Raw genomic sequence first — 21,699 nt, 5'->3', positions numbered from 1 at the left:
TAAATATTAATCTTTGTGGACATCAACATGAATCAGCTTACTTAAAGCTATAGAAGTAAATAAAGTCAAGGTTATAATCGCCAAAGTAATAAAAATAGAAATGTCCACCACATGATGAAGAAGCATCTTCGCACCGATGAAACATAATATGAATGCCAAGCCATATTTAAGAAGTAGGAATCGCTCGTGCATCGTTGCCAATATGAAATACATGGCTCGCAATCCCAATACTGCAAACACATTAGAAGTAAATGCAATAAATGGATCATTTGTAATGCCAAATACAGCAGGAATACTATCCATAGCAAATATCAGATCACTGATTTCAACAAAAATAAGAACAATGAAGAGCGGGGTAAGATAATAACGCTTATTTTTCTTCACCCAAAATGTCTGACTGGCAATCGATTCGGTAAGGGGGAAAATCCTGCGTAATCCACGTAAAATCAAATTATCAGATAATGACTGTTCCCCATCATGAAATGCAAAAATCCTGATGGCTGAATAAATGAGTAATAAGCCGAATATATAAAAAACCCAATCAAAGCGATGGATAAGCCAAATTCCCATCGAAATGAATACAAGCCTCAACGCAATAGCGCCTAATACACCAAATAAGAGTAACCGTCTTTGAAAATTTATAGGAATGGCAAAATACTTGAAAATAACGAGAAAGACAAAAACATTATCCATAGATAATGTTTCTTCAACAAGATAAGCAGTAAAAAATTCCAATGCTTTTTCATTGGCAACCTTCAAGGCGTAATTTTGCATGAGGTAGAACCATAAAAAAGCATTAAAAAGTAAAGCTAGCCCAACCCAGACACCGCTCCATACAACAGAAGCTTTCAGGGTCATTTGATATTGTTTTTACCACCAAACAGAAACAAATCAACGGCCAATACAATGGTGATGATGATGAAAAATACCAGCCATAACCACCACACACCTATTGAATGCATTAATTTTCCCAAATAACCGCTGAGCACCTGCCTAGTGCTTTTGTCCCAATGCTAGGAATATTACATTCTATTGCTAAAGAGTTACGATACAACTTCCACTTCTTCAGCTTGTGGACCTTTTTGGCCTTGAGAAGCTTTAAATAAAACAGCAGCGCCTTCTTTTAGGGTTTTAAATCCATCTGATTTTATAGCACTAAAATGAACGAAATAATCTTTGCCTTCGCTTTCAATAAAACCAAAGCCTTTGCTGTCATTAAACCATTTTACCGTACCGCGTACTTTGTCTGACATTTTACTGTTCCTCAGTATATAAAACTCACATCACAACACATCATTATAATCCCGCATGCCACTCTACTGTGTCAATGAGTACCTGCGTTATCCATCGACATTTTTATATGATACTTTTTTTGTGTCAAGAGTCTGGCAAAGGTAAGTATACTGTACAATTACTCGCCTTGCTCGGCAGATGCCGTATAACCACATCCTTCCTTCGGGCAGATGATCTGACGACCGGAGCGCTTGGTTTCTTTTACCGTGAGCACAGGCCATCCACATTTGGGACAGGGCTGGGCAATTGGTTCATTCCATAATGCATAATCGCATTTAGGATAAGCAGCGCATGAATAAAAAATCTTTCCCTTTCGTGACTTGCGTTTCAATAGCGTCGCATTATGACATTTGGGACATTCTACTTGTGTATCGGCTGGTTTTTCCAACGGCTCAATATGTTTGCATTCGGGATAATTACTACAACCAATAAACCGGCCATAGCGTCCTGTTTTGATGTGTAATTCTCCACCGCAATCAGGACACACTCGTCCCTCAACCACTTCAGATTCGGCACGTTCAGTCGAGGAGGAGCTCAAATCTTGAGTGTAATCGCAATCAGGGTAAGCAGTACAACCAATAAAGCGCCCACGTTTACCGAGGCGAATCGCCAGTGGACTGCCGCATTTCGGACATTTCTCATCCAGTACTTCAGTCGTTACATCTTTGCGCTGTACTTGTTCATCAATGGCATGAATTTTCTCGATAAATGGCTGCCAAAATTCTTCCAAAACCGGAACCCATTCTTTTTCACCGCGAGCAATAGCATCCAGCTTATCTTCAAGATGAGCTGTAAATTTATAATCCACGTATCGGGTGAAATAGTTAGTTAGAAAGTGACTGACTATACGCCCAACGTCCGTTGGGTAAAACCGCTTTTTCTCTACGACAACGTATTCGCGTTGCTGCAACGTATGAATAATAGTTGCGTAAGTAGAAGGCCGCCCAATATCAAATTCTTCCAATGCTTTTACCAATGACGCTTCTGAATAGCGTGGCGGCGGTTCCGTAAAATGCTGATTGGCTAAAATATCAAGCAATTTCACTTTATCGCCCACAGCCAGGGAAGGTAATAGGATGGATTGTTCTTCTTCTTTGGCATCATCCCGGCCTTCCTCATAAACACTCAAAAATCCGGGGAAAAGAATGGTTGAACCATTCGCTCTAAAAACATGTCCTTCACCGCAATTAAGATCCACCGTCACCGTATCCAGAATAGCTTCAGCCATTTGGCAAGCCAATGTACGTTTCCAAATAAGATTGTACAGTTTGAATTGATCAGCCGTCAGCGACTCTTTTATCATATCAGGAGCACGTTTTATCGACGTGGGACGGATGGCTTCATGCGCTTCCTGAGCGTTTTTAGATTTTGTTTTGAAAATCCTTGGATTTTTGGGACTGTTTTCTTCGCCATATCGTTGTCGAATATAGTCCCTGATTTCATCAATCGCCTCTGTAGCCAGATTTACCGAATCCGTACGCATGTACGTAATCAAACCCACAGTTCCAGTACCAATATCAATGCCTTCATACAATTGCTGAGCTACCATCATGGTTTTACGGGCAGTAAACCCTAATTTTCTGGCCGCTTCCTGTTGTAAAGTTGAAGTAATAAATGGTGCAGAAGGATTACGTTTACGTTGTTTTTTATCGATATTGCTAACCAGCAAAACACCTTTTGCTTCTTCTAAAAGCTTGCTTTTGATGCGTTGAGCCTGTTCTTCATTATTGATGGTAAATTGTTGTAATTTTTCTTGCTGATAATGGGTTAAACGCGCCTCAAAGGCCGTGGCATCATGCTGACAATTAGCCAGTATCCGCCAATATTCTTGCGAGACAAAACGCTCAATTTCTTCTTCCCGCTCAACAATCAGCCGCAGTGCCGGACTCTGAACACGACCTGCTGATAAACCACGTCTTACCTTTTTCCACAATAAAGGGGACAGATTAAAACCAACCAAATAATCCAAGGCACGTCTTGCTTGTTGGGCATTGACTAAATCCATGGAAATATCTCTTGGATTATCAATGGCTTCCTTAATCGCTGATTTGGTGATTTCGTTGAAAAAAATACGGTGGACTGTTTTGTCTTTTAATAAGTTTCGCTCTTTCATTAACTCGAAAACATGCCAGGAAATGGCTTCACCTTCTCTATCCGGGTCTGTTGCAAGCAAAAGCGAATCGGCTTTTTTTAAAGCCTTTGCAATTAATTCAATATGTCGGGCATTTTTTTCAATGGGGCGGTAAGTCATTGCAAAATGATGCTCCGGCTCCACAGAACCTTTTTTGGGCGGTAAATCGCGAACATGCCCATAGGAGGCAAGGACATCATAATTATCGCCTAAATATTTTTGAATGGTTTTCGCTTTTGCAGGTGATTCAACGATAACCAAATGCTTACTCATGAGCCGTTAAACCTCGTTCCTGTGGTAATATCAATGCAGTGAATACCCATCTCTTTTTTGATACAGCACAAGATCAAGAAAAGCAAGTTGTTTGGTATTTAATGTATCAGCAAGCACACTACGAACCGTCCATTTCGTTTCCTCTAGGGAAACAATACGGGAATCAGAAAATACAAGTTGATTGATAATCAGCTCTAAAGTATCACGGTCAATAATTTCCCATACCAGTAAGCGCATCAAAAATTGATAGCTGGCTTTAGTAAATTTCATCTGTTCATCGTAAGTAAAGACACGCATGGAATCAGCACGCGCGGATTTGAAAAAATCAGCCTCGAGGTCTTCGCTAGCTATATCGAGGGAAGACGTATAAAGATCCGGCAAGTTTTCCTTGATTGTCTCTTTAGTTGCTCCATCGGTTGCATGATTTTCTTTTAGCTTATTTAATGTTTTTTCAAACAAACTTAATAGCATTTCAAACAAACTGTCTTTCATAACCTACACCTCATGTAACCGCCAGGCACTGCTTTTACAATGCCGTCCAATTCCAGCTCAGTCAAATCACAAGTCACTTTTTCAACACTTAAGCCACTGCGCTTAACAATCTGATCCACTGTCGTTGTCTCAAACCCAATGAACTTTACTAGGTTTTGGTTCTTACTTGCAAGGGAAACACAAACTTCTGCTGTATTTCTTTGCATGCTGGCTTGCACCCCTAATTCATTCAAGATGTCTTCACACGAAGTCACCAGTTTTGCACCTTGCTGCACCAAATAATGGCATCCTTTTGCTAAAGGATTATGAATTGAGCCTGGAATCGCAAAAACATCACGGTTTTGTTCCAATGCCAAGCGAGCTGTAATCAGGGAACCGCTTCTTATTGCAGCCTCAACAACCAATATGGACAATGACAAACCACTTATTATACGATTTCTACGTGGGAAATGTCCAGGCGCAGGCGGTGTTTCCAGGGGAAATTCCGTTATTAACAAACCATTACGAAGGATGCGTTCAGCCAGTTTTTTATGGCGAGAAGGGTAGATATAATCTATTCCTGTTCCCATGATAGCAATGGTTTTTCCTCCTGCTTCCAGACACCCTTCATGCGCCTGGGCATCTATACCAAAAGCCAAACCACTGACAATGGTGATATTATATTTAGCCAATTCAAACGCAAAGTGCCATGCAGTTTCGCTGCCCGTTATGGTTGGTTTTCTACTTCCCACGATGGCAATTGCCTGCGATTGCAAAGCAGATAAATCACCCTTAACGTATAATACAGGCGGTGAGTCATAAATTTCACGCAGCAAATAAGGATATTGCTCATCACACCAGGTAATCAAAAAATGATTTTCATCCTCTTGCCATTGCAAATCTTTTTCTATTTGGGTGACATCAAATGCCGCAATTGTTTTTGCCAAGCGCGTAGGTAACCCCGATTTTTCAAGTTCTATAGCAGACATTTGAAAAAGTTCTTCCAAATTGGGCCAGCGCGCCATTAATTTAGCAATCGTGCGAGGACCTACCTGATTCATTCGATTAAGGGCAAGCAAATAATGTTTATTATTCATGGGTTAGTAACAATATCCATCGGTTGAACTGCGCGGATTGAACGGACAACCAAAGCAAAACTGGTGTGCGTAAACGTGCGGAAAACCATCACTTCGCCAAGGCGTTCGGGAGGAAGCTGCACGCAAGAAGGGGGACATTGGGGGTCTGGAACCATTCTGCTTCGACTGAATACCCCAAGCACATCCCCTGCCTGTAATCCGGCATCTTTTCCTCGATTCAGTACAACAACAAGCCCTACAGCACCCTGTGAATAATCCCCAGGTAAGTCAATAATGGCACCATTAACCGGATGATTGGGCGCTTTAGGCTCAAAAGAAAGCGCAAATTCAGGATGATTATTGGGCATGACTCGATCATTTAATTCAACGCCTTGCATGATATCAGTTAACAGGACGGTAGCAGGATCACCTCGCCGCAACAGTTCAGCATAGCCTACCAATATAGCCTTATAGCCAAGAAAACACTTTGTTTCCGGATCGATGTATTCTCCGCACGGCCGATAAATGCCATAAGAAAAAGTAGTTCCTGGTGGTGGCGTTGGCGGGCATAAATTTTTGACATATATTTCATCCCCCTGACCGCCTAAAAGGTGTTCTGTTGTAAACGCAACAATATAGGGTGCATTTAATAAACTGTCTTTATCAAGCACCAACGATGCATCCAAAAAAGGCTTGATGTCACTAAGAGGAATCGGCGGAATAGCGTCGTCAAGCGGCATTGGACGCATGTAGGGTGATAATTTTATCGTTCCATTAGACAGCACTTTCAAATAAGGATTTTGCTGATAAAAATGCAACTCCAATACCGCTCCCGGATACAGGCGATTAGGGTTCTTTATTTGTGGATTAGCATGCCATAATGATTTCCACTCCCAGGGATGAGCCAAATAGCGATTAGCTATCTCCCACAAAGTATCCCCAGACTGTACCACATATTGTTTAGGAGCATCGGGACGTAATGTCAACGCCTGCGCAGACACCGAAAGCATCAATCCTAAAAAGAACATCACATAGCGCATAAATCGGTCCTTATCATGCATGCCTCTCAGAGCCTGTTCTCGGATATGAACATGTGAGTTTAACAATTAAACACAGTGCCAGCATCTTGCTACGGCACGGGGTATTAGCGATAATAACACGCATTTACTTTTTTAAAACAGATTCAATATGGCTATTCGCAAGATTATTTATTTGCCTGATCCTCGCCTCAGACGAGTCTCAGCAGAGGTAGAAACCTTTGATGACAAATTGCAAGCATTGATCGATGATATGTTTGATACCATGTATGATGCTCATGGCGTTGGACTGGCTGCTCCGCAAATTGGCATTAATCTTCGCTTATCCGTTATTGATGTGATTGGTGATAAAACCAACCAACTCGTTATCGCCAACCCTGAAATCGTTGACTCAGACGGCAAAATCGAATACCAGGAAGGATGCTTATCTGTTCCTGGCACTTACGATACGGTTATTCGTGCTGAAAAGGTAACCGTGCGAGCTCAAGACCGTTTTGGCAAGCCATTTGAAATAAATGCCGAAGGACTTCTGGCTGAATGTTTGCAACATGAAATTGATCATCTTAATGGTAAGCTATACATCGATTTACTGTCGCCTTTAAAACGAACCATGGCCAGAAGAAAATCCGAAAAATACGTCCGCCAGAAAGACAGAAACGCATGAAATCCTTAAAAATTGTATTTGCAGGAACTCCAGAATTTGCCTTGCCTTGTCTGGACGCATTGGCGGCCTCAGAGCATCAGTTAGAAGCAGTCTATACTCAGCCTGACCGCCCTGCCGGGCGCGGTAGGCAAATGCAGGCTTCTGCAGTAAAGCAATGGGCAGAAACTCAACATGTCCCCGTGTATCAACCGCTGAATTTTAAAACGCCCCAAGCCATTGATGAATTGGCAATGCTTGCTCCGGATATCCTGGTTGTTATTGCATATGGCTTGATCTTGCCTCAAGCGGTTTTGAATATCCCTCCTTTAGGTTGCATTAACGTACACGCATCCCTCTTGCCTCGCTGGCGCGGCGCTTCACCCATCCAACATGCTCTTTTGCATGGAGATACCCAAACGGGTGTAACCATTATGCAAATGGATGTTGGCATGGACACAGGAGATATGCTGGCGAAAGCAACTTACACCATACAACCTGAGGAAACCGCAGGAAGCCTGCATGATCACCTGGCGAAACTTGCCGTCGCACCTTTAATGAAATCACTGGAAAACATTGCTCTTGGAAAGAGTATTCCCCAGTCTCAAGATCATGCTGCCGCAACGTATGCTCCAAAAATCAACAAAGAAGATGCCAACATTCACTGGCAACGTTCGGCCATTGAAATTGAGCGCCAAATCAGGGCGTTTAATCCTTGGCCCATCGCATACACCCAAGCCGAAGACATTACTTTACGTATCCATCAGGCACGGGCTCTTCATGAATCCTGCGAAGAAACTCCTGGAACAATCTTGTCTCTTGATAAAAAAGGCATCAAGGTTGCAACCGGAAAACAGGTCCTACTGGTTGAACGCATTCAATTTCCTGGAGGTAAAGCGATGACAATAGCTGACTGGTTAAATGCACCACGCGCTCAACTTCATAAACAACTGGTTTTACGATGAACCATGATGAGCGATTGCAGGCGCACCGCATTCTTATGCAATTATTACGAAACCATACGCCCCTTTCCCATTCCATGCAGTCCGTACCACTCACGGCTTTCAGCAAAGATATTTGCTTTGGTGTGTGCCGCTATTATTTTCGTCTACAAGCCATTGCTGATCATTTACTTAACAAACGCCCTAAAGACATGGACGTATGGTGCTGTTTGCTGATCGGGCTATATCAGCTTCATCATCAGCATATTCCAGACTACGCTGTCGTCAAGGAAACTGTCTCTTTACTGGATAAAATTAAAAAGCCATGGGCAAAAAGTCTGGTGAATGCTGTATTGCGCAACTACTGTCGAAAACAAGAAGAAATCCTCACGACGTTAAAAAATGATGCGACATTTCAAAATAATCATCCAGAATGGCTTAGCAAGCGCCTGCAAACAGCCTGGCCAAAGGACTGGCAAAAAATACTGGCCGCCAATGACACCCACCCACCCATGAGTCTACGCGTCAATCGTCAGCAAGATTCTGTCGAAACTTATGTGTCCCGATTGCAAACCGCAGGCATCCAGGCGGAAACCCTTAACTACGCAACGTGCGGCCTTCGATTAACAACCCCTTGTGATGTTAAAGCATTGCCTGGATTTACCAATGGCGATGTATCGGTGCAAGATGAAGCCGCCCAATTGGCCGTTTCTCTTCTTGATTTAAAACCCGGGCTTCGACTTCTTGATGCTTGTTGCGCCCCCGGTGGTAAAACCTGCCACATACTCGAATCGCAGCCACATCTTGCTGTTTGTATGGCGCTTGATGTGGATGGTCAACGCATGCAACGCGTTCGTGAAAACCTTGAGCGCCTGAAACTGCATGCTACTTTAGTGGAAGCGAATGCGCTTGATAGCAATACCTGGTGGGATGGTAAACCATTTGACCGAATTTTGCTTGACGCTCCTTGCTCAGCCATCGGAGTCATCCGTCGACATCCTGATATCAAGTTGTTAAGGACCCCAGCCGACCTAAACATTGCAATAAAATTACAACAAAATCTATTGCATGCATTATGGCCTCTTCTTGCTCCTGGCGGTATTATGATTTATGCAACATGTTCCATCATCCCTGAAGAAAATGAATTGCAAATCGCTCAATTTATTAAATCTCAAAAAGATTGTCGTTTTTTAGCAGAAAAAAAGTCTGACTGGGGTAGAGAAACTGGTCATGGATGGCAAATTTTACCAGGTGAACATAATATGGATGGCTTTTTTTATAGTGCTTTAGGTAAGATAGGTTGAACATTTCTTGATACATTCTATTGTTTTTGCAGGAAAAATAATATGACAATCAATTGGCCTTTAGTCATTGTGTTATTTGTTCTCGCTATTCCCGGAGTATTTATTGCGATACCACGCCTCATTAATTTGTTATTAAGCAAAAATTCAGCCCAAATAAAAAAACGCCTCAGTGGACTAGCCATCGGCCAAACCTTGCTTATGGTGTTCGTCATGAGTATTGCTGGCAGTGTATTATCTGTGTCCACAGGACTGAATGCTTCTCTTCTGGAATCTCTGTTAAGAGGTGAATCCGTTGTTACAGCAATCCAAGATGGACTGCTGCCTGTGTTTTTATACACTTTAGGCGGATTAGTCATATTTTTCATTTTGTACTATGGAGTGGTCGCCAGTTTTCTTGATGAAACAACGTTAAAAATCATGCAAACTCTGCGAGGCAGCATAGGCCTGGACGGCTGCATGCTCTATGGTGGTGTGGTAGAAGAATTGCTGGGACGATGGGGTCTTATGAATCTCATGGCTTTTTTTGCAATCCTGTTTAGCGGACAGAGGGGACCACTGATTTTCTGGAGTGCGATTCTTATTTCTGGAGGCATGTACACCCTGGGACATATTCCTGCTTATCTTGCAGCTGGTTGTCAACCTACCCATCGCTTTTTTTATTCCCTTGTGCTTTTGCAGGGTTGGCAAGCCATCCTGTTTGGCCTGCTGTTCTGGCATTATGGATTACTGTTCGCCATCATAGCCCACATGCTTTTTCATTTGGGATGGTGGTTATACGATAAACCAATCACATTGCCTTTGTCGTCATGAATGCCTCCTTACAGCAATTACCCATTGAAAGCCTGCAACGAGGCCGCTACCAGCCTCGCCAAACATTTGCTCCTGAAGCCATACAAGAACTCGCTCAATCGATTCGCAAACAAGGTTTGATTGAACCTTTAGTCGTACGAGAAATAGCCCCCGGTCGTTATGAAATCATCGCTGGCGAACGACGATGGCGTGCCGCAATGACCATCGGTTTGACAGAATTGCCCTGTCTGATTGGACAATACAATGATCAACAGGCTGCAGCCGTTGCACTCATAGAAAATGTCCAACGTGAAAATTTAAATTTAATTGAAGAAGCCAGTGGTTATCAACGCTTGCTTAATGAATTTCATTTTAATCAGGATGAAATTGCCATCCTGGTAGGAAAATCACGCAGCCATATTGCTAATCTTTTACGTCTTCTAACGCTTAGTCCTTTCGTTCAAGAGCAGCTGCGTTCAAAACAATTAACATTAGGCCATGCGCGTATGTTAGTGGGGCTTGAGTCCAAGCAGCAGGAGACCTTGACCCGAAAAATACAACAGCAAAACTGGTCAGTAAGACGTCTTGAACAAGAAGTACGCCTCTGCAAATCTTCATCCTCTCTCATCTCACCGCAGCAGAAAAGCTATGATGTCAGCCATCTGGAAACGCAACTAGCCGAACAAATTGGAGCTCCTGTTCAAATCATCAGCGGTGATATCCAAGGTGGAGGATGGTTGAAAATAAAATTTTATGACAATGACACCCTTTCGGGACTTCTAGAACGCCTGGGCTTGCGCTATGATTAGAGCTCAACATTTTTTCATTCCATTATGAGTACTGTATCCATGAAACGGATTTTTTCAGGCTTATTATTATGGCTTCTCGGAACGGCAGCTGTTGCAGCCAGCCTGCAAAGATCAGTGGATGCATTAATTAATCAAGTCGACCCTGCCATTAATATGGGCATTGTGGTCGTTGATTTGAATACTGGGGAAACGCTGTATCAAAGGAATCCTAACCGGGCGTTTATTCCGGCAAGTAACATGAAATTATTTTCAGATGCAGCAGCTTTATTGGTTTTAGGGCCGGATTATCGTTTTAAAAGCCAATTGAGCACCAACGCAACCAGTCTAGAAAATGGCATACTCAAAGGCTCCATTTACTTACATTTACCAGGTGATCCTTCTTTTACCCAAGCTCATTTAGCCGACTTATTGAAAGAATTATCCAATTGGAACATCAAACGCATTCAGGGGAATATCGTCCTGGTCAGTAATAACCGCTACGTCAATGCCTATGCCCCAGGTTGGATGGTGGAGGATTTAAAATATAGCTATGGTGCACCTGTGGCACCGTTAGTAGTCGATGAAAATCGCTTAACGGTTACTGTCAATCCTGCCTATCAACCCGGACAATTGGCATTAGTAGAAGTTAATCAAAATGCAAACTTTTTAATTAATAATCAGGTCAAAACAAAAAGCAGCGCTGCCGGCTGTGGCGTTGATTTCAACATGGACCATGAAAACCGCCTGACCGTTCGGGGTTGTGTTGGGCTAAATCAATGGGCTATCCAGCAACGAATCGCCATTCGTAATCCGTTACGATATACGCAAGAATTAATTAAACAACAATTAGCCGATTTGCATATTGAACTGGACGGACAAATCATCCTTGGCGGCATGTCTGCCGGATCCTTCTTATTGGCCACCCATGATTCAAAACCAGTTGCACAACTCATGGCGGATACCTTAAAACCGTCTGATAATTTATATGCAGACAGCCTGTTTTTGCATGCCGCAGCAAAACTTCAGGGAGCACCACTAAACTGGCAACAGGCACAATCCGTTATAAAAGCATTCTTGCAAAATCAAACGGGTATTCCTTTAGACAGCGCGGTATTGACAGATGGGTCAGGATTATCCCGTTATGATCAGCTAACGCCGGATCAAACCGTGGGTTTATTACGCTATCTGCATACACGTTTCCCACTGGCTTATGAATACATTGCAGCGTTACCCGTTGCCGGCCACGATGGGACCTTACAAAAACGTTTTCGAAAACCAGAAGAACAAGGTTTGATCAGAGCAAAAACTGGAACCATGACTGGTGTTGTTAGTCTTTCTGGTTACTTATATACTGCTAATGGCCATACCTTGGCCTTTGCTATCTACATCAATAACATGCCAGGAACCAAACCAACTGTATCCGGACGCTACCGCTATTTAGTTGACACCTTATGCAGTTTTTTTCTCAAGCAAAAACCAAGATTCCACCTGTTCAGCTCACCACATAATCCACAGGCACGTGTAGCTTACCAGCAAAACCCGCCCAAACAGAACTGCAACGCAAGAAAAAAGCCAAATGGCGAAGTTTCGAATCTGCTGTAAAACAAGCCCTTAAAGGTCAGTCTGTAACGGTTGTATTCCGAGGAAATGAATTGATACTTCAGGATCATAATCCAAATGCCAATAAAGTCTGGGCAGTACTACAGGGCTTAAGAAAAAAATATGCCTTTGCTGCCGCCTTGGAAGATCAATCCACACCAATAAAAGATGCTCATTATCCTCTGCTTTTATGGGTAAAAAGCTCCAAACAAAATTCACCTCGTATTTGGACTCTGCGAGAGGCAGTCAGTTAATATTTACTTAATATCGATGTTATAGACTTCTAAATATAAGATAAAAGTAATCTTCAGAGGATTGACGGCCATGCCCTATCCAAAATTATCAGCAGTCTTAAACAACTGCCCACTGCATGCGTTGACTCCAGAAATTAAAGAGGAAATTTTAAAATTTGCAGCGGATGAACATTATGATAATCATCATAACGCGCAATACGAACAGTTAAAAAATGAGTTTGCAACGTTTTATGGATTTACCCCGGATACATTCAGTTGGCAACAATTTGCAGGAGTTTTAACTCGTTATAATGAGTTTGACACTCAAATTATCATGGGGCCAGTATTGCGTCATTTTATGAAGCAATACATCACTGCAGAAAATGAGGCAGCTTACTTGCTTTCCGTAGAAGCAGAGAAAGATTCAATAGACGAATACCGAACCTATGTCACAGAAATTGCAGAAGGCAGTGCCCGTTATGCAAGTCTTGATCCAGCAGCTCTTTTTCATTTTGTCAGCAAACCGTTAGGATTTAATCTTGAATACCACAAAGAACATACAGATACCTTCCGAGTAGCTGCCCATCCTATTAAAACAGTAGCCATTTACCATCAGGGGGGAGTCCACGGCGCAAGCTCAGGCGGTCATTGGGAACGAACTGCCGGAGGTGCTCAAAGCATCGACTATGAAGCGGCCCCAACCACCCAGCTTGGGTTCGCCCTACCTTTTCTGGGTGAAGGCGATCCCCGGTTGAATCCAAGTGGGTTCCTTTTGTTAAAAACACATGTAGCACTAAGTGCCCGCCCTACTACAGAGCTGGATGAAGTAGCTGAAGATTTTGCAGAACTCGCCCTAACTTCCGTGCAGATTAAACAATATCTTTATAATGTACAATTTGTACCCAAAGCACTTGCCATTACGCTTTTGGAAAGAGAAACCATGCTCACGGAAGAAACTAGGGAATTCATAAGAAACTATGAACTCATTGAGGTACCTAAAAATCAGATCTATGAACGCTATATAAATGCCCCCTTAGATAGAAAACCTGAAGTAAATGCATTTGAGTTACAAGTTATAAGAACACTTACAACTCCTGTTCAATTGCCTGAACCTGCAGCTAGCCGATTAAGAGATCATCGCCGTGCAATAGAAGAACGACGAGCGGCAGAAGAACGACGAGCGGCAGAAGAACGACGGGCCGCAGAAGAACGACGGGCCGCAGAAGAACGGCGAGCCGCAGAAGAACGCAGCAGGCGCCATCCGTCCAGAGAACAACATACTACAGAAGAAGATAGAGTACATGCAAGATCTCAAGACGCTCTAAGACAAAAACGGCGGCGCCAAGAAAAAGAGGAAGACCGAACTCGAGGAGTGGGAGATCTGGCAGAAACGACTCATCCATTACTCCCTGCGCATCAACCAGTTCGGGAGACTCCAAACTATAATTTTCTGCTGAAAGCAGGAGCAACGTTATGTGCAGCGGCAAGTATTGCTGCAGTGACGGTAGTAATTCTGGCTCTTATTGGCGTCATTAGCGTCTCGACGTTCGGCATTGGCGCCATTGCTATTGCTGGCGTGGCTGCCGCTGGACTGGCCGGTTATGGTTTCTTTAAATCGAGCCAGTCTGGTAATGGGCCTCCTGATAAGCCAGAAGAATCAGCTCCTTTATTATCAGATACCCCCACTTTGATTTAAATTATCTTGTTAATAACATGTAGCCTGGTTAACGCAGCGCGATAACCAGGTTTAACTGCCATCTATTTTTAGATCTCATCAACATGACGCTGCAAAATACTTAACTCATTACGCACACGCTCCAGCTCTTCCAGCAATTCCAGAACCAATACCACTCCAGGCATATTAATTCCTAAATCACGCTGCAACCTTTGCGCTGACTGGATTTTATGTAGAGTGAAATAATCAAATTGTGTCTTCTTCAAATTTCTTGTTTCAAATAATCCATGCTCCATCATTTCCGTCAGCAATTCTTCGGAAAGATTATATTTTTGACAAACTTCCACGTAAGAAAAGGATACATTTTTATCCATGATTAGACCGGTGATTACTTTTTTTCATTCATTCTTATACCCTCATGTTTTCGCGTGGATTAAAAGGCATTTCTTCTGCCATTTTTTTATATAATTCCCGCGCTGCATCCGTTGCTGGCTGAGGAATAACAATTTTGAGAATAACGTATTGATCACCAGCTTTCTCACCTGGCAAGCCACGATTTTTTAATCTTAATGTTTGCCCGCCCTGAGAACCGGGTGGAATTTTTAAATCAACCTTTCCTCCAAGCGTTGGCACAACAATGGTTGAACCTAATGCGGCCTCCCACGGTGAAACTGGTAAAGTAAGATACACATCATTATCCTTTACATCAAATATTGGATGCTTATCAATATGAACGGTTAAATAAAGATCGCCTCTAGGACCACCACGTCTACTTTCAGCACCCTGACCAGCTAAACGGATCTGTTGGCCGGATTTTACACCTGCAGGAATTTTTACCCTCAAAGTCTGTGCACCGAGACGTTCACTCTCTGAAGCTATTCGTAATTCTTTGACAGCACCTTGATAAGCCTCCTCGAGACTAATGCGGATACTGCTATGATAGTCAGTTCCTGCAAACGGTTGCTCACGAAAAGAAGAAACTCCAAATAACGATTCAAAAAAATCTGGGCTAAACTGATGGCTATCCTTACCGAGGTCCCAGGCTCCTTGTTGGGAAGAATAGTTTGCTTTCTGTCGAATATCCCAGTCTTGTACGTATTGATCATAGGTTCGCCGTTTCTCTGGATCCTTCAAAACCTCATAAGCCTCTGCCATCTCCTTAAATTTTTCTTCAGCATCCGGCTCCTTGCTGATGTCGGGATGATATTTGCGCGCCAAACGACGATAAGCAGTTTTTATATCTTTCTCCGTGGCATCACGATTCAACCCCATGATTTTATAATAATCTTTATGATTCATAATTATTCCATCTTATTTTTGTAAAACATAACTTCCAGGTGCTGCGGGTAAAGACGAATCGAGTGCATGCGGCTCAACACGATGCAATGAAGAGCGCTCAGCCAACCAGTTATGCCACGCAAACCACCAAGATCCATCCCTCACCTCCGCTTTCTCATACCATTTGCGTGGACCAACATAGGGAGTATGCTTTTTATGCTCGCGAATACGATAAAAACGGCCAGGATGATTCGGTTCGCTGACAATTCCCGCATTATGTCCACCGTTTGTTAGGACAAAAGTAATATCACTATTAATCATTAAATGTATTTTATAAACAGATGGCCAAGGAGCAACGTGATCTTTTTCCGTACTCACCACAAAAGCAGGTATACGAATATTTTCTGCAGCAATATGAGAACCTTCAACCATATAACGCCCTGCAGCAAAATCATTATTTAAAAACAGTTTTTCCAAATACTCACTATGCATTTTATAAGGCATACGGGTTGCATCTGCATTCCAAGCAAGCAAATCAATCATACCCCTTTCAGTACCATGCATATAATCTTGCACCATCTTAGACCAAATTAAATCATAAGACCGCAGCATCTGGAATGAGCCGGCCATTTGCTTGGTGTCCAGATACCCTTGATCCCACATCATATTTTCAAGAAAAGACACCTCGCTTTCCGTGATAAACAGCATAAGTTCCCCAGCTTCAGTAAAATCCCCTTGAGCAGCCAGCAAAGTAAGACTTTTAAGCCGTTTATCCCTTTCTCTTGCCATGGTTGCTGCTGTTATTAAAGCCAATGTTCCCCCTAAACAATATCCCATTAAATGAATTTTAACATTCGGAATTCGCTCTTCTACGGCATCGATTGCCGCCACAGCACCAAGTCGATAATAATCATACATGCTCAAGTCATGATCATTTCCATCAGGATTACGCCAGGAAACAATAAATACCGTATGTCCTTGACTCACCAACCACCTAACCATGGAATTATGTGGCGATAAATCAAGAATATAATATTTCATAATCCACGCAGGTAAAATTAATAATGGTTCTTTAAATACGGTTTCTGTCTGCGGTTCATATTGAATCAATTCAATCAGATGGTTACGATAGACAACTCTGCCGGGAGTAACAGCAACATTCTTGCCCGGTATAAAATGCTCTGCTCCTTTGGGAGGTGCTCCGCTGATTTTCTCCAGCATGTCTTCAACACCAATTTCCAATCCGCGAATAATATTTTTACCTCCCGTACGAATCGTTTCTTGAAACAAATCCGGATTGGTTAAAACAAAATTAGAAGGCGATAAGGCATCCAACATCTGGCGTACACAAAAAGATACGGTACGTTCAACATGACTTGGTACACCAGGGATATCAACGGTAGCACGCCGCCACCAATCTTCCAGCTGTAAAAAACCTTCGGCCCAGGCACGCCATGGGAATGTTTGCCAATTTTCCGTATGAAAACGTACATCCTGGCCGTCTGCTGGCTTTGGCTCAGTTAAGATACGTCTCAAAGCATCGCCACCATGCAAAACCGGATAAAACATTAACTCCAATAAATGGCCAGGTGATTGTGATAATTGCGCAAGCCAGGAAAAACCGGCACTGGCCATGGCTGCAGGACTAATACCAGCGGTCATTTTTGCAAGATTTGCCTGATAAATCCTATCTATGAAGGCAAAAAACTCTTCTGTTTTACCCTCATTAATACTCTGACAAGCTTGTTTCGACGCATCTGAAGATAAACAACGTACATCAGGCATGGTATGTTTTTTTCTTGTGGCAGCTCATTTCCTGATTTATTCATATTCATATCCCTGTATTACAATCCTTGTATTCTGCGTTTATCCGCACAAGACCTATACTCATTATAGAGCAAGAATTAAAGTAACTGATATTACTGGATATAGATGAACAAAGCATTCATCAAAGATGAAAACACTTTAAGACGAATCCCATTAGCATTCGTTTTTTACTCATCTTCATCATGGGTCTTCCAATTATTGCCTTAAATTATTTCACTGTAGACTTTAACGCCGTTATGAATGAAATGCCTACGCATATCACCCTGGACATTTCAATACTGGAAGCAAGAGTGCATCGCTATCTATGGCAAATGCTACTGCAGTGGACTGCCATTTCCCTATCTATTATTACGGTGTTGCTTGCGTTAACTCAATATCGCCTGACTCGCGATTCTATCGCCTTAATTATCGGCATGGCTGTTTTGTTTTCTGGACTGTTTGAATTATTACAAACGGTTATGATGAAGGAACTTTATCCCGTCCTAATTAATAAAAATTTAAATGCATTGATCTGGACCGTTGCCAATTCTATCAGTGGTCTTGTCCTCATGATTGGGCTTATTTTAATTTTAACTCATAAAGGAAAAACCCTATTCGAATTTTTATGATTCCCCTCGCCGCTCTTTTATTATTAGTTATCGCATTTTCATTGATCTATTATGCGGCAACGAAGATGCCTGTCGTGCACTTATGGCAAGAATACACTTTATTATCCAGATATTATGACGTTACTTATTTGATTATTTATCTGGTTATTGCGCTCTTTATTTATCCTTTTCTTTATAAAAAATACCCATCCATTCTGACAAATTGCGTTTTTTATATGGCGGTCACCCAAATAGTGGCGGCAATCTATTTAATAGCATTATCAACCACCTATTATAACGGTGCTTATAATATCGCTTATTTTCTTAAAATTATTGTATATTTCATTCCATTTACTTGTTTAATCATCAACTATATTTTTTCTTATAATTCCTATCTAAAAACCCAGGGTTTATTAAAAATAAATCAGGGAAAACTGGACTACATAACTACCCATGACCCTTTGACAAACTTGCATAATCGTCATGGATTTGAAATTTTATTAAAGAAGACCATCACAAACAATACCAAAGAAAACTCCTTATTTGCCTTATTTATTATAGATATCGATAATTTTAAGTTGATTAATGACACCCTTGGTCATGTTGAAGGAGATCATTTACTTAAACAATTTTCAGAAAATCTGTCTTTATTAACAAGAAAGGAAGACATTTTATCTCGAATTGGCAGCGATGAGTTTGCTCTAATTGTAACAAAAATAGCATCAATATCCTCGGCAAAAAAAATTGCCACAAGAATGTTAAACCAATTGAACATACCTTACCGTTTTGGCAATCAATTATTAATGGCTACAGCAAGCATTGGCATCGCGATTTACCCGATGGATGGAAAAAATACAGAAGATTTGTTAAAGCACGCAGACATTGCTATGCAGCATGCTAAGAAATCAGGGAAACAGTCGTATAGTTTTTATACAAAAAAATACATTTTCTCCATCGCCGCGAAGCCGAACTTGAATCCTATTTACGGGAAGCATTAAAAACGATGAATTAACAGTACATTATCAACCCAAATTCAACTTGCTCACGAGAAACATCGTTGGAGCAGAAGTTCTATTGCGTTGGCATAATAAAACCTTGGGAATTATTTCACCGGATGAATTTATTCCAGTCGCAGAAAATTCGGGATTAATCATTGATATAGGTCAATGGCTTTTAAATAAAGTATGCGAGCAAACAAAACAATGGTCAGAAAAATATAAAAAACAATTATCTTTCTCAATCAATGTTTCTCCTATCCAATTTGAACATCGGGCTTTTTTTAACAATCTCAGTGACGTCTTGAAAAAGTATGACTATCCTGCCAAATACCTTGAACTTGAAGTGACTGAAAGCCTCCTAATAAAAAATAATGATACAGTAACAGAAGGATTAAAATTCATAGACAAACTGGGCATTAATATTGCAATTGATGACTTTGGTAAGGGTTATTCCTCTCTAAGTCGCCTGAAATCACTTCCTATTCATACGATAAAAATCGATAAGTATTTTATTTCAGAAATCCAAAATGAACGAGATAAAGTCATCATCATCGATACTATTATAAAACTGGCTCATGAGTTAGATATGAATGTCATTGCTGAAGGGATCGAGACGCAAGCGCAACTAAATTATTTAATTGCTAAAAAATGCTATTTAGGACAAGGATTTTTCTTCAGCAAGCCATTGCCAGCTGAAAAATTTGAAGTATTAGCCTATTCATTTTAATAGAAAAAATTCAGGCATTCCTTTCTTCATGCTGGATTTTTTTTAATCCAATTAATTAATCCGCCCAACGTTATAATGTCTTTTTGCCGTTTAGACAAATTTTGTTTTACCCGAATTTTCTTATCATGAATCGTTATGGTGAAAACCTGTTTATTGAGGATATCCGGCAAATGGTCTAATTCAACGATATCATTCATTTCAATATCATCATAATCTTTTGAGTTCTCAAACACTAAAGGCAAAATGCCAAAGTTAATTAAATTCTGCCAGTGAATTCTGGCAAAACTTTTAGCAATCACCAGACGTAACCCAAGATACCTTGGTGCCAAGGCAGCATGTTCTCGGCTTGAGCCTTGCCCATAATTTTCACCACCAATGATTACATGTCCTCCTTTCCCTTGTTTTGCCCGCGCAGGATATTCTTCATCTATGCGAGTATAGGTAAATTCACTGATCTTGGGAATGTTGCTGCGAAAAGGTAATATTTTTGCACCGGCTGGAGAAATTTCATCGGTACTAACATTATCACCCACTTTAAGTAAGACCGGTAATTTAAATTGTTCCGGCAAAGCACTTAATTCAGGTAAGGAAACGATATTAGGCCCTTTGATTAAGGTAACTTGTTTTGCCTGCTCTGGCGGCAAAGGTGAGGCAATAGAAGGACGATTTAAAATTCTTTTTTCAGGCAAATGTACTTGCGGATAATCAAAATCCAGCGTTCTTGGGTCGGTGATAACGCCTTTCAAAGCCGAGGCCGTTGCTGTTTCTGGGCTGCACAGAAATACTTTATCTTCTTTTGTGCCAGAACGTCCAGGGAAATTGCGAGGTACCGTACGCAAACTGTTTTTATCCGTTGCAGGAGCCTGCCCCATGCCAATACATCCATTACAACCGGCCTGATGAATTCTTGCACCGGCATGAATGAGATGACCTAGATGTCCATCTCGTACCAATTCTTCTAAAATGGTTCTTGAACTTGGGTTAATATCCAATGAAACGCCAGGGCTTACTGTTCGTCCTTTCATTATTTCTGCAGCAATTGCAAAATCACGGTATCCCGGATTAGCCGACGAACCAATATAAGCCTGATAAATTTCTTCCCCTGCAATTTCCGAAACCGGTACAACGTTTCCTGGACTACTGGGTTTCGCGATTAATGGTTCAAGGGATGATAAATCAATGTCTTCGCCTTTATCGTAAGTTGCATTTTTATCAGCCTTCAACTCAATCCAGTCTTGCTCTCGTCCCTGACTTTTTAAAAATTCTCGCGTTATCTCATCGGAAGGAAATACCGTCGTGGTAGCACCCAGCTCTTGTCCCATATTGGCAATAACGTGCCTGTCCATCGTGCTTAAATTCTTTAAACCCTCACCATAATATTCAACAATATACCCTACGCAACCTTTTACATCATATCGACGTAGCATTTCTAAAACGACATCTTTCGCACTGACCCACGGAGGTAGAGCACCCGTTAATTTTACGCCCAACACTTTTGGCATTTTTATATACAACGGATATCCAGCAATAGCCATAGCCACTTCCAGTCCACCTGAGCCAATGGCAACCATCCCTAAAGAGCCCGCTGCACATGTATGGCTGTCTGAACCAGTCAACGTTTTTCCTGGTTTTCCAAAATATTGCATATGGATCACATGGCTAATGCCATTCCCGGGACGGCTAAAATATAAACCGAAACGTTTGGCGGCACTCTCAAGAAACAAATGATCATCGGGATTTTTATTATCTTCCTGAATTAGATTATGATCGACGTACTGTACAGAAATGTCAGCCTTAGTACGTTCCAGCTCCATGGCTTCCAATTCAAGCATGACTAACGTTCCCGTGGCATCCTGACAAAGCGTCTGATCTATTTTCAAGGCAATTTCTTCTTCTGCCTTCATTTCACCAGATAAGAGATGAGATTTAATGATTTTTTGGGTAACATTCATGACTGATACTTCCTTGTGATATTTGCCTATCATACACTCGGTATAACATCCTGTTATACCGAGTAGGGTTGCTAAACCTC

General features: G+C 41.6%; 21 protein-coding genes. 11 read left to right on the top strand and 10 right to left on the bottom strand.

The genetic code is table 11. From position 1 onward, the window contains the following. Window positions 1-6 precede the first annotated feature (6 nt). The 6 genes from LOA_RS02695 to LOA_RS02670 form a co-directional block, all read right to left on the bottom strand. Window positions 7-858: a TerC/Alx family metal homeostasis membrane protein gene (locus LOA_RS02695; RefSeq protein ID WP_238551305.1), complete on the bottom strand. Its 852-nt coding sequence runs from the start codon at window positions 856-858 to the stop codon at window positions 7-9. A 185-nt stretch (window positions 859-1,043) separates the two neighbouring features. Next, complete coding sequence (locus LOA_RS02690; protein ID WP_025385033.1) at window positions 1,044-1,253, bottom strand: cold-shock protein; 210 nt, start codon at window positions 1,251-1,253, stop codon at window positions 1,044-1,046. A 158-nt stretch (window positions 1,254-1,411) separates the two neighbouring features. Next, window positions 1,412-3,697 (bottom strand): type I DNA topoisomerase, encoded by a 2,286-nt coding sequence (topA, locus tag LOA_RS02685; RefSeq protein ID WP_025385032.1) that lies wholly within the window; start codon window positions 3,695-3,697, stop codon window positions 1,412-1,414. A 30-nt stretch (window positions 3,698-3,727) separates the two neighbouring features. Further along, window positions 3,728-4,189 (bottom strand): DUF494 family protein, encoded by a 462-nt coding sequence (locus LOA_RS02680; protein WP_025385031.1) that lies wholly within the window; start codon window positions 4,187-4,189, stop codon window positions 3,728-3,730. Then, the gene (gene dprA, locus LOA_RS02675) at window positions 4,186-5,265 is read right to left on the bottom strand and encodes a DNA-processing protein DprA (protein ID WP_025385030.1); all 1,080 of its coding nucleotides are present in this window, start codon (window positions 5,263-5,265) and stop codon (window positions 4,186-4,188) included. Before dprA ends, LOA_RS02680 begins: the two co-directional genes overlap by 4 nt. Next, entirely contained in the window at window positions 5,262-6,284 is a 1,023-nt protein-coding gene (locus tag LOA_RS02670) for a LysM peptidoglycan-binding domain-containing protein (RefSeq protein WP_025385029.1), read from the bottom strand. The genes dprA and LOA_RS02670 overlap by 4 nt, the downstream gene beginning before the upstream one ends. 148 nt (window positions 6,285-6,432) lie before the next feature. Here LOA_RS02670 and def point away from each other — a divergent pair, with 148 nt between their 5' ends. From def to LOA_RS14840, 8 genes are all read left to right on the top strand, one after another. Then, window positions 6,433-6,945 (top strand): peptide deformylase, encoded by a 513-nt coding sequence (gene def, locus LOA_RS02665; RefSeq protein ID WP_025385028.1) that lies wholly within the window; start codon window positions 6,433-6,435, stop codon window positions 6,943-6,945. Then, window positions 6,942-7,886 carry a methionyl-tRNA formyltransferase gene (gene fmt, locus LOA_RS02660; protein WP_025385027.1) on the top strand — a complete coding sequence of 315 codons (945 nt, stop codon included), beginning with the start codon at window positions 6,942-6,944 and terminating at the stop codon, window positions 7,884-7,886. Before def ends, fmt begins: the two co-directional genes overlap by 4 nt. Beyond that, window positions 7,883-9,166 (top strand): 16S rRNA (cytosine(967)-C(5))-methyltransferase RsmB, encoded by a 1,284-nt coding sequence (rsmB, locus tag LOA_RS02655; RefSeq protein WP_025385026.1) that lies wholly within the window; start codon window positions 7,883-7,885, stop codon window positions 9,164-9,166. The genes fmt and rsmB overlap by 4 nt, the downstream gene beginning before the upstream one ends. A 42-nt stretch (window positions 9,167-9,208) precedes the next feature. Continuing rightward, window positions 9,209-9,976, top strand: a complete 768-nt coding sequence (locus tag LOA_RS02650) for a CPBP family intramembrane metalloprotease (RefSeq protein WP_025385025.1) — start codon at window positions 9,209-9,211, stop codon at window positions 9,974-9,976. After that, entirely contained in the window at window positions 9,973-10,764 is a 792-nt protein-coding gene (locus tag LOA_RS02645; RefSeq protein ID WP_025385024.1) for a ParB/RepB/Spo0J family partition protein, read from the top strand. Before LOA_RS02650 ends, LOA_RS02645 begins: the two co-directional genes overlap by 4 nt. A 39-nt stretch (window positions 10,765-10,803) precedes the next feature. Next, a complete protein-coding gene (gene dacB, locus LOA_RS02640) occupies window positions 10,804-12,345 on the top strand; it encodes a D-alanyl-D-alanine carboxypeptidase/D-alanyl-D-alanine endopeptidase (protein ID WP_338010466.1) in 1,542 nt (513 codons plus the stop codon). Between the two features lie 50 nt (window positions 12,346-12,395). After that, complete coding sequence (locus tag LOA_RS15980) at window positions 12,396-12,596, top strand: hypothetical protein (RefSeq protein WP_338010465.1); 201 nt, start codon at window positions 12,396-12,398, stop codon at window positions 12,594-12,596. Between the two features lie 70 nt (window positions 12,597-12,666). Further along, on the top strand, window positions 12,667-14,271 hold the full coding sequence (locus LOA_RS14840; protein WP_025385023.1) for a hypothetical protein: 1,605 nt from the start codon (window positions 12,667-12,669) through the stop codon (window positions 14,269-14,271). Window positions 14,272-14,339: 68 nt separating this feature from the next. Here the strand turns inward: LOA_RS14840 and LOA_RS02630 are convergent, their stop codons facing one another. Genes LOA_RS02630 through LOA_RS02620 form a run of 3 tightly spaced genes read right to left on the bottom strand, consistent with a single transcriptional unit; the run spans window position 14,340 to window position 17,313 of the window. Further along, a complete protein-coding gene (locus LOA_RS02630; RefSeq protein ID WP_025385022.1) occupies window positions 14,340-14,624 on the bottom strand; it encodes a chaperone modulator CbpM in 285 nt (94 codons plus the stop codon). Between the two features lie 34 nt (window positions 14,625-14,658). Further along, a complete protein-coding gene (locus LOA_RS02625) occupies window positions 14,659-15,549 on the bottom strand; it encodes a DnaJ C-terminal domain-containing protein (RefSeq protein ID WP_025385021.1) in 891 nt (296 codons plus the stop codon). 12 nt (window positions 15,550-15,561) lie between these two features. Beyond that, a complete protein-coding gene (locus LOA_RS02620; RefSeq protein ID WP_025385020.1) occupies window positions 15,562-17,313 on the bottom strand; it encodes a PHA/PHB synthase family protein in 1,752 nt (583 codons plus the stop codon). Window positions 17,314-17,600: 287 nt separating this feature from the next. Between LOA_RS02620 and LOA_RS14335 the strand changes: the two genes are divergently transcribed. The 3 genes from LOA_RS14335 to LOA_RS14325 all read left to right on the top strand — a co-directional run bounded on the left by LOA_RS14335 (window position 17,601) and on the right by LOA_RS14325 (window position 19,667). Further along, window positions 17,601-17,963: a hypothetical protein gene (locus tag LOA_RS14335; RefSeq protein ID WP_158423008.1), complete on the top strand. Its 363-nt coding sequence runs from the start codon at window positions 17,601-17,603 to the stop codon at window positions 17,961-17,963. Between the two features lie 65 nt (window positions 17,964-18,028). Further along, complete coding sequence (locus LOA_RS14330; protein WP_158423007.1) at window positions 18,029-18,940, top strand: GGDEF domain-containing protein; 912 nt, start codon at window positions 18,029-18,031, stop codon at window positions 18,938-18,940. A gap of 40 nt (window positions 18,941-18,980) precedes the next feature. Next, window positions 18,981-19,667, top strand: a complete 687-nt coding sequence (locus LOA_RS14325; RefSeq protein ID WP_238551304.1) for a putative bifunctional diguanylate cyclase/phosphodiesterase — start codon at window positions 18,981-18,983, stop codon at window positions 19,665-19,667. A 26-nt stretch (window positions 19,668-19,693) separates the two neighbouring features. On the opposite strand, the gene LOA_RS02605 is transcribed toward LOA_RS14325, so the two are convergent. Beyond that, complete coding sequence (locus LOA_RS02605; protein ID WP_025385019.1) at window positions 19,694-21,619, bottom strand: aconitate hydratase; 1,926 nt, start codon at window positions 21,617-21,619, stop codon at window positions 19,694-19,696. Window positions 21,620-21,699: the final 80 nt, after the last annotated feature.

It is taken from the genome of Legionella oakridgensis ATCC 33761 = DSM 21215 (assembly GCF_000512355.1).
Lineage (GTDB): Bacteria > Pseudomonadota > Gammaproteobacteria > Legionellales > Legionellaceae > Legionella_A > Legionella_A oakridgensis.
Note: the sequence above shows the minus strand (reverse complement) of the source record. Positions and strands in the feature narration are given on the sequence as shown.